The 8,571-nt window shown below is 48.5% G+C and carries 8 protein-coding genes; all 8 read left to right on the plus strand.

The genetic code is table 11. The annotated features are described in order from the left end of the window. The first annotated feature begins 100 nt into the window (after positions 1 to 100). The 8 genes from LQ229_RS21295 to LQ229_RS21330 all read left to right on the plus strand — a co-directional run bounded on the left by LQ229_RS21295 (position 101) and on the right by LQ229_RS21330 (position 8,012). Complete coding sequence (locus LQ229_RS21295) at positions 101 to 1,576, plus strand: spore germination protein (protein WP_216540669.1); 1,476 nt, start codon at positions 101 to 103, stop codon at positions 1,574 to 1,576. After that, entirely contained in the window at positions 1,573 to 2,661 is a 1,089-nt protein-coding gene (locus tag LQ229_RS21300; RefSeq protein ID WP_216540642.1) for an endospore germination permease, read from the plus strand. The genes LQ229_RS21295 and LQ229_RS21300 overlap by 4 nt, the downstream gene beginning before the upstream one ends. Before the next feature lies 1 nt (position 2,662). Continuing rightward, positions 2,663 to 3,787: a Ger(x)C family spore germination protein gene (locus tag LQ229_RS21305; RefSeq protein WP_230192853.1), complete on the plus strand. Its 1,125-nt coding sequence runs from the start codon at positions 2,663 to 2,665 to the stop codon at positions 3,785 to 3,787. Between the two features lie 93 nt (positions 3,788 to 3,880). Further along, positions 3,881 to 4,195, plus strand: a complete 315-nt coding sequence (locus LQ229_RS21310; RefSeq protein ID WP_216540640.1) for an MGMT family protein — start codon at positions 3,881 to 3,883, stop codon at positions 4,193 to 4,195. Positions 4,196 to 4,360: 165 nt separating this feature from the next. Beyond that, positions 4,361 to 4,903: a PadR family transcriptional regulator gene (locus tag LQ229_RS21315; RefSeq protein WP_230192854.1), complete on the plus strand. Its 543-nt coding sequence runs from the start codon at positions 4,361 to 4,363 to the stop codon at positions 4,901 to 4,903. A 90-nt stretch (positions 4,904 to 4,993) separates the two neighbouring features. Further along, positions 4,994 to 6,523, plus strand: coding sequence for an MDR family MFS transporter (locus LQ229_RS21320; RefSeq protein WP_216540638.1), 1,530 nt, complete (start codon positions 4,994 to 4,996; stop codon positions 6,521 to 6,523). 149 nt (positions 6,524 to 6,672) lie between these two features. Further along, positions 6,673 to 7,209, plus strand: a complete 537-nt coding sequence (locus tag LQ229_RS21325) for a hypothetical protein (RefSeq protein ID WP_230192856.1) — start codon at positions 6,673 to 6,675, stop codon at positions 7,207 to 7,209. A 122-nt stretch (positions 7,210 to 7,331) separates the two neighbouring features. After that, positions 7,332 to 8,012, plus strand: coding sequence for a CAP domain-containing protein (locus LQ229_RS21330; protein ID WP_230192857.1), 681 nt, complete (start codon positions 7,332 to 7,334; stop codon positions 8,010 to 8,012). Positions 8,013 to 8,571 lie beyond the last annotated feature (559 nt).

An 8,571-nucleotide genomic window follows, 5' to 3' on the forward strand; every position in this document is an offset into this window, starting at 1 on the left:
ACCTAACCATCAAAATGACAGAAAAAGGATGGGCGGCATGTTTTCATTTCTAGCAGCGCTTTTTCGTAAACGCCCCAAACCTTCGGCCAATGAAAATCGCATGCTTCAACCGCCCGCACCCGGGCCGGAAAACGTTCATACGGAGCTCGCCAGAAACATTCAATACGTTAAGGAGCAGTTTACGCTGACTCCCGACCTGGTCGTGCGTCATATACATGGAGAGACTCCCGCAGCGCTCGTGTATTTGGACAGTTTGACCGATAAAAATTCGATAAACAACGATATCGTGCTTCCTTTGATTCGCGCGACGTCATATCCCCCCGATCAGCCTCCGGTCGCAACGGGGGATGTGCGCAAAACGTCCGATTGGTCTGCGGTCGAACATGCCGTATATCACGGGAAAAGCGTCTTGTTCGTCGAGGGAAGCGGCAGGGCTTCTATACTCGGTACGCAAGGTTGGCCGCAGCGCGCCATCGAGGATCCCCAGCTCGAAGCCTCGCTGAAGGGGGCTCATCAAGGATTCGTCGAGACGGGAAGCCAGAATATCGCTTTAATTCGCCGTTATATTCCGCACAATGAATTGAAGATCAAACAATTTGACATTAGTTCCAGAGGAAATTGCAAATTATCGGTCATGTATTTGCGGGATGTCGCAGACCCGGCCGTATTGGAAAAGCTTGAACAAAGAATAAAAGAGTTGAAGATCGACAATATCATCAATACGGGGGAATTAGCCGAATTTATCGAGGACCATGCGTTTTCTCCATTTCCTCAGTTCATATTGACGGAGCGGCCCGATACGGCCGCTTCGCATGTTATGCAGGGGAGATATGCCGTCGTCGTGGATCGTTCGCCAAGCGTATTGATCGGTCCCGTCTCTTTTATCTCCTTTTTCCAAAGCGTGGACGATTACAGCATGCGCTGGATCAGCGCTTCGTTTATTCGCTTGCTGCGTTTCTTTGCGGCGTTTGTCGCCTTGTTTCTGCCTGCGATCTATATCGCTCTTATTTCGTTCAATTATGAGGTCATCCCGATCCAATTGCTGCTATCGATCGCGGAATCGAGGGCGCGCGTGCCGTTTCACCCGTTTATGGAAGCATTCATTATGGAGATTACGTTGGAATTGATGCGCGAAGCGGGCATTCGGCTTCCCGCTCCGATCGGGCAAACGGTAGGCCTCGTCGGCGGCATCATTATCGGCCAAACGGCCGTCCAAACCGGAATCGTCAGCAACATTATGGTGATCGTCGTCGCTTCCACGGCCATCGCGTCTTTCGTCATTCCCAATCATGATATGGGAGCGGCGATTCGTTTGCTGCGGTTTCCGATGATGCTGATGGCGTTTATGTTCGGTTTGGTGGGAATCGTAATCGGAGCGATGATTATGCTTGCGCATCTGTTGTCCTTGCAATCGTTGGGTACGGCTTACGGGAGTCCGTTCGGGCCGGTGCGCTTCACAGATTGGAAGGATACGCTCCTCCGCTTTCCGCTGTGGACGATGATCAAGCGTCCGACCGGTCCCCGTCCGAAGCAGGAAAATCGGCTGGAAGAAGATCCGGCAGGGAAACGACCATGAAAAACGTCAAGATTACGTTCATGCAATATACGCTTCTCATCCACGGAGCAGCCGTCGGCATGGGGGTTTTGTCGCTCCCCCGCCTGGTGGCGGAAAAGGCCGGAACCGACGGTTGGATCAGCATTCTTTTGGCCTGGCTGGCCCACCTGTTCTTCGGCATTCTTATTGTGCTTGTCATGAGCAAATACCCGCAGGATTCGCTGCCCGAATTACTCGTTCGGCTATTCGGACGTTTTCTCGGGAAATTGCTCTTGATTCCGATTGTTGCTTATTTTGCTTTTTTTAGCTGGAGCATTCTCGTCAATTCCATTTTGTTTATAAAGTCATGGTTTTTCCCTATGACCCCCGCCGTATACATCATGATACTGTTTGCCGTTCCGACTTATATTATCGTTGCCAAAAACTTGCAAATCGTCGGAAGATACGCGGAGATCGTCTTTTATCTGACCATTTGGATGAGTTTGATTCTCCTGATTCCGTTGAGGGACGGCCAACTGATTCATTTGCTGCCTGTCTGGAAATCGGGTCTCGGTCCGATTTTGGACGGCGTGACGGTGACGACGAATTCGATTGTCGGGTACGAGATCGTTTATTTTATATATCCCTACTTGACGAAAAAGGAATGGGCCGTACGCGGCGTGGTTCTGGCGAATACGTTGACGATGTTGGTGTATTTGTTCATTACGCTCATCTGTTTCGTTTATTTCAGCCCGAACGAAATTACGGAGTACAATCAACCGGTGCTGAATTTGTTGAAAGTGATCGAATTTCGGTTTCTGGAACGGTTCGATATGATATATCTTGCTGTGTACCTGATTGTCGTATCAACTGCTTGGACCCCTTATTTATTCGGTGCGGCCTTCGGCACGGCGAGATTGTTCGGTTCCCGGAACCACGGTCCGGCCGTCGCGTTGTTTCTGATCGCGATGATTGTGATGAGTTACGTCCTGCAGCCGTCGTGGGCGGAATCGGAAAGATGGACGAGTTGGGCGGTGAAAGGGGCGTATATCGTAGTATGCGCATTGCCGGTATTCCTGTTTCTATACATAATGTTGCATCGGAAACTTGTTCGGAGCGGAGGATAAAATGACAAAAAAGCTTTTCGCCGTATTTATTACATGTTTAGCCTTACTCGCGTTAACGGGATGCAAGGACCAGAACTTGATCGAGAATTTAACGCTATCCCTGGTGATCGGCATGGATTTGAATGAGCAAAACGAGTTCGAGGTTTCCATTTCCAGTCCGGTCTTCAATAAGGAAGCGAAGGATAAGGAAGAAGAGTTTCAGGTAACATCAACGACGTTGCGCAAATCGAGGGACGAATTCGATAAGGTGGTACTTGGATCGACGGCCGGAGGCAAGGCAGAACTCATATTGGTAGGCAAAAAGCTGATGCGGCATCCCGGCTGGGCTACGATTCTCGATGCTCTATACAGGGATCCGAAAAATACGGTTACGCCCCGCCTTGTCATGGTGGATGGGCCTGTATACGATATTATCCGTTTATCGCCGAAAGACAAGCCGCGCTTGCCTTTGTATTTGATGAAAGTGATCGACATGGCCTATGTCAGGAACGTGACCGTCAGAACGACGTTGCAGCAATTTTACCGGCATCACAAGGAAAAGGGAATGACTTCGGCGATCACCGAGATCGGCCTAAAGGGAAGGGACATTCAAATTTTGGGGACGGCGCTGCTGGACGATCGGGAGAAATACAAGCTTACGATTTCCTCGACGGAAACCAAGCTGCTGAATATGATGAAACAGCCGGGAAAGGGGGCGTTCCCGTTGACGCTGCAGCTTCCGGAATTCAAAAGCTCCTTGCGCTTCCTGCCGACCAATCAGTTAAGTTTTAACACCTTTTCCGTAAAAACGCGAAAAAAAGCGAGATACGACCGCGGCAAGTTTCGGTTCGACGTCAATATCAAAATGGCCATTTTCTTAACGGAACGGTTGTTTCCGATCGATATGAGAAAGGAAACGCGTGCTCTCGAGCGTTACATCGAATCGGAGCTGGAACGCCAGTTTGCCGATTTTATTCGTAAAATACAGGCCGCGAAAATCGATCCCGTCGGATTCGGCATGTATGCGAGAGCGTATGCCTATCCCCAATGGAAAAAAGTCGAAGACGATTGGGGAGAGGAATTCGCCGATGCGGAGGTAAATGTGAAGGTTGACGTGGAGATACAGGGCATGGGCGCGATGAAATGACAAGCGGCTACAGCACTTGGGGCTAAAAGCAATGCGGAAGGAAACATGCTATACTGGCAGTATAAGGTTCAACAACGGATTGGGGAGACCAGGGTGAAACCATTTACCGCCAAAGTCATTGACATGATACAACGCATCCCGGAAGGCCGCGTCATGACGTACGGGCAAATTGCTAAGCTGGCCGGCAGTCCCAGAGGGGCGAGACAGGTGGTCAGAATATTGCATTCCTCGAGCGCGAAGCATCAATTGCCGTGGCATCGCATCGTCAATGCGAAAGGGGAGATTGCGATCAAAGACGAAGTATCGAACCAGTTGCAGAAGCTGTTCCTGCAAGGGGAAGGAGTTCGGCTGGACGAGGACGAACGCGTCAATTTGCCCGAATATCAATTTTGGCCGGAGGCACGGTAGGGTGTTGATCGATTTAAGAAAATTTCTCCTTGTCTCTCTCTATACAATTTTGTATAATTCTTTATATTGACGGCAGCATAGTAAGGAAATCATTGTCAATCTATTCAAGTTTGTATACAAATTCAGGTACTGGTGAGGGAACGAAAATTTATGTCATCCACCCGTTTGTTAATTCTTGGGCTTCTATTGAAGCACCAACCTATTCACGGATACGACGTTCGTAAGGAATTAGAGGCGTGGCGCGCCGATCAATGGGCGAATATCGCGTACGGGTCCATTTATTTCGCCCTGAATAAAATGGCTGGCGAAGGCTTGCTGCAGCCGGATGGCCACACGGGCAATTTGGAGAGTAAAAAGGGACCGTCGCGCATTCTGTATTCCGTGACCGATAAGGGGAACCTGGAATTCGAACGCTTATTGCATACTGCCTTATGGGACTATAAGCCGGGATCCGATTCGTTTCATATTGCTCTGATGTTTATGAATCGCATTCCGCAGGAACAATTGCTAGGAGCGTTAAAACATCGGATCGGTTTGGTTCAAGCCACTCTCGAAAGCATTAACAGCACAATCAAGTTCGATCTTTTTCCGCCTGGTTCGCCGCGTTTTGTCCGTGAGAACTTAACGTTAATCCGTTCTCGTATGGAAGCCGAACTGCAATGGATCGAAAGAATGATCGCGAAAATTAACGAAGGTTTGCTGCCATAGTATCCGTTTCACGGCTTTGCGGAGAAACGGATACTCCCGCTGTGTTACTATACAAACTTGTATATAAAATTGTAAAATTGGAGTGATCATATGTCTGTCTCAAAAAAATCAAACACTCGTTGGACAGTACTCGGTTTGCTTTTGGCATTATTGCTTGTTTCGTTGGATTCGACGGTGCTTGCTACCGCCGTGCCGACCATCGTCTCGAAATTGGGCGGGTTGGAGCAGATGGCATGGGTGTTCTCCGCTTATCTCATTGCCGGCGTGGCCGGGATGCCCGTGTTCGGTAAATTATCCGATATGTACGGGCGCAAACTTTTTTTTATTGCAGGGTTGGTTCTCTTTTTAATCGGATCGGCATTATGCGGAAGCTCCCAGACGATGACGCAACTGATATTGTACCGCGCGCTGCAAGGAATCGGCGGCGGAGCGTTGATGCCGGTCATCTTCACGATTCTTTACGACATGTTTCCACCGGAGAAACGCGGGCAAATGCAAGGGCTCTTCGGAGCCGTTTTCGGTATTTCCAGCGTGTTAGGACCGCTTGTTGGCGCATTTTTTACGGATGTTGTGGATTGGAGATGGATTTTCTTTATTAATTTGCCTTTCGGACTGATTGCTTTTATCCTGATCGTTTCTTGTTATCATGAATCGCTGTCATTGCGCAAGCAACAAATCGATTGGGCGGGTACGCTGACGTTAGTGGGAGCGATCCTATGCTCGATGTTCGCGTTGGAGATGGCGGGGAAGGATTATGGCTGGAACTCGCCGGCAATTATCGGTTTATTTGCGGCAGCGGCTGTGCTGCTAGCGCTTTTTATTGGGATCGAGGGAAAAGTTCGGGATCCGCTCGTTCCGCTGCCGTTGTTTCGCAACCGCTTATTTACGTCCAGCATTGCTATCGGTTTTTTTTACGGCATGATTTTGATGGCGGGGGCCTCCTATATTCCGCTCTTTATTCAGGGCGTCTTCGGGGGGACTGCTACAAACGCCGGCATGATGATCGCTCCGATGATGATCGCTTTAGTGATCAGCAGTACGCTTGGCGGAGTTCTTGTGAAACGAATGTCATACCGCAGTATTATGATTTGTTCCGTCGTTTTTCTGCTTGCTTCGATTTTTTTGTTGAGTACGGTTTCAGCCGAAACAGAGCGTTGGGTGCTGACTTGCAGCATGATCGTTATGGGCCTCGGCATTGGCGCTTCTTACCCGATCGCGTCTATGGCGGCTCAACATCATATGGAAATTGATCAACGCGGCACCGTCAACTCGCTTGTCCGATTTTTCCAATCCGTCGGCAATACGCTCGGGATTGCCTTGCTTGGCGGCATACAGGCTAACCATTTAAAACAACAATATAAGACTTTGTTGTCCGATCAGGCGCTGGCCGAGAAATTCGGCAATCCGCAGATACTATTGCAGAATAACGCCCGTGAAATGATCCCTCCCGACCTTCTGGGCAAGTTGATCGGCGTATTGGGCGATTCGATTGCAGTAATGTTTCAATGGGCGATTCCGATCGGTTTGCTTGCAGCCGTATTCGTGTTTTTGCTGGGGAACGCAAGGGTGACCGTATCAAGGCCTGCGCCAGGCGTGGAAGAAAGCGGAGAAACTCTTTAAAAGATTCAGTCTTATGTTCTGGCGTGGAAAATGAGAAATTCTCCCCTGAGAATGAGAACCTTAGCGTAAAGTATGTTATGATAACGGGGAAATCGTTTCGTTATTTCATAATGAACGGAGTGCGAATGGAAAAAGTACGAGTTAGCACGATGATGATTAATGGATGCAAAGGAATGATGGCGTTGTCCAGCGAAAGTTACGATGAGAGCAGACATAGCCGGGAAGTATACGCTTATTTCGGGCTGGCGGTCTATTATTCGCAAGTGCTTGAGCACCAGCTTTCCCATATGATCGTCCTGTTGCGGCATTCGCAAGGGACGGTACCGACAGAGCGCGATTTGGAATTGCTGTTCGAGCGGACGCGAAACAACACGCTCGGCCAATTAATATTGGAACTCAAGCATTCTTACCGGTTGAAAGACAACGATTTGCAAGAGTTGTTCGAAGTATTGCGAACAAGAAACTATATCGTGCACGATTACTTTAAAGTCCGGATTAACGATTCTTTTACGAGAGCGGGAAGGGACCGGATGATCCGGGAATTGATCGAATTCAAAAATATGGCAGCAAGCGCGAACGAAAAAATGCAGCATTACACCAAAGCGTTGTACGGCAAGTTAGGCTATGCGCAAAGTGATGTGGAAGAAGAGGTTCGTCGGCTGAGAGAATCCTTGTTATTAGAATAATTTCCATTATTTTTAAAATGAATCCTGCGGCGATACATGTTACAATTTTGTCATCAGTTGATGTCGAAAGTGACATGACAGCGAAGTTCGCTTCGCAATAATGCCAAGGAGGATGAATCAACATGAAAAAACATCTGACGAAAACTGTATTTGCTGCTACATTAGCTTTGGGACTTATTATACCTACAGCGGCATCGGCGGCGCCGGCCGGCGATTGCAGTTCCTTTTTGCAAGATATCCTTAATAAGTTGCCTCGGAACACGCAGGTTATTCAAAACCCGGACTTCGGCAAAATTGCGTGGCCTGGATTCGGCAACGAGCAAGGTAAGCAGGGCAACCAAGAACAAGGCAATAAAGATCAAGGCAAGCAAAATCAAGGAAATCAAAATCAAGGCAAGCAACAAAATAATCAAGGAAATGTGCCTGCGGATGCAGCCGCATTCGCTTCCCAAGTCGTTGACTTGGTAAACCAAGAGCGCGCCAAAGAAGGCCTGAAGCCGCTTGCGGTTGACCAACAACTCGCCAAAATGGCGATGGATAAAGCGATCGATATGAGAACGAACGGTTATTTCGACCATAACTCTCCGACTTACGGTTCTCCGTTCGATATGATGACACAATACGGTATCGATTACCGGTACGCGGGCGAGAACATCGCCAGAGGACAGCGCACGCCGCAAGAAGTGATGAACGCTTGGATGAACAGTCCGGGTCATCGTCAAAACATTATGAGCCCGAACTTCACCCTGATCGGCGTTGCATACTACCAAGGCGACTGGGTGCAAGAATTTATTAGCAAATAAGGCGGATCGCAGCCTGCAGCATCCCGTTTCACTCGTTTGAGTGGGGCGGGATGTTTTTATACGTATGGCCTCTTGTTTCCCGTTCGTCGAAATCCCCTTCGTTCAGTGAAGGCAAGTTCCTCCCCGAAACTTGTGAAAATGCAGTTTTTTTAACCGGAATCGGTCGAAAGGCAGCGTATGCCTGCAAAAATTGTTAACTTCAAAATTTCAAAATACCGCTGCGCGGCTGACGATCCGTTGAGCGGCTAAACGAAACGGAAGCAGGCTAATCGCCTGGAAATCACCTTGTTGCTCGTGTAACGAAACAGAAACACGCTAATGAGCACAAAAGGAGTCAATTTCATTACTCGCCACCGATGATGTAACTGGTTTTTTTGCGGATTTGTATGATTTTTCGTACAAAAGGCGGTCTTTTCAGGGCAATCATAGATGTTTTGTACGAAAATAAACTCTTTAACATTAAAGCGCTAAAGTCCCTTGGACCGAAAAGGTTTCCTAAGCAACATTAATATCCATAAAGTTACAGTTATGCTGGGACTATCTCACGTAGCTCTACTTC

Source organism: Paenibacillus sp. CECT 9249, from assembly GCF_918697855.1.
Lineage (GTDB): Bacteria > Bacillota > Bacilli > Paenibacillales > Paenibacillaceae > MSJ-34.

Coding starts and splice junctions, on each gene's coding strand:
- LQ229_RS21295 (WP_216540669.1), top strand. CDS start 101: ATGCTTCAACCGCCCGCACCCGGGCCGGAAAACGTTCATACGGAGCTC.
- LQ229_RS21300 (WP_216540642.1), top strand. CDS start 1,573: ATGAAAAACGTCAAGATTACGTTCATGCAATATACGCTTCTCATCCAC.
- LQ229_RS21305 (WP_230192853.1), top strand. CDS start 2,663: ATGACAAAAAAGCTTTTCGCCGTATTTATTACATGTTTAGCCTTACTC.
- LQ229_RS21320 (WP_216540638.1), top strand. CDS start 4,994: ATGTCTGTCTCAAAAAAATCAAACACTCGTTGGACAGTACTCGGTTTG.
- LQ229_RS21325 (WP_230192856.1), top strand. CDS start 6,673: ATGATGATTAATGGATGCAAAGGAATGATGGCGTTGTCCAGCGAAAGT.
- LQ229_RS21330 (WP_230192857.1), top strand. CDS start 7,332: ATGAAAAAACATCTGACGAAAACTGTATTTGCTGCTACATTAGCTTTG.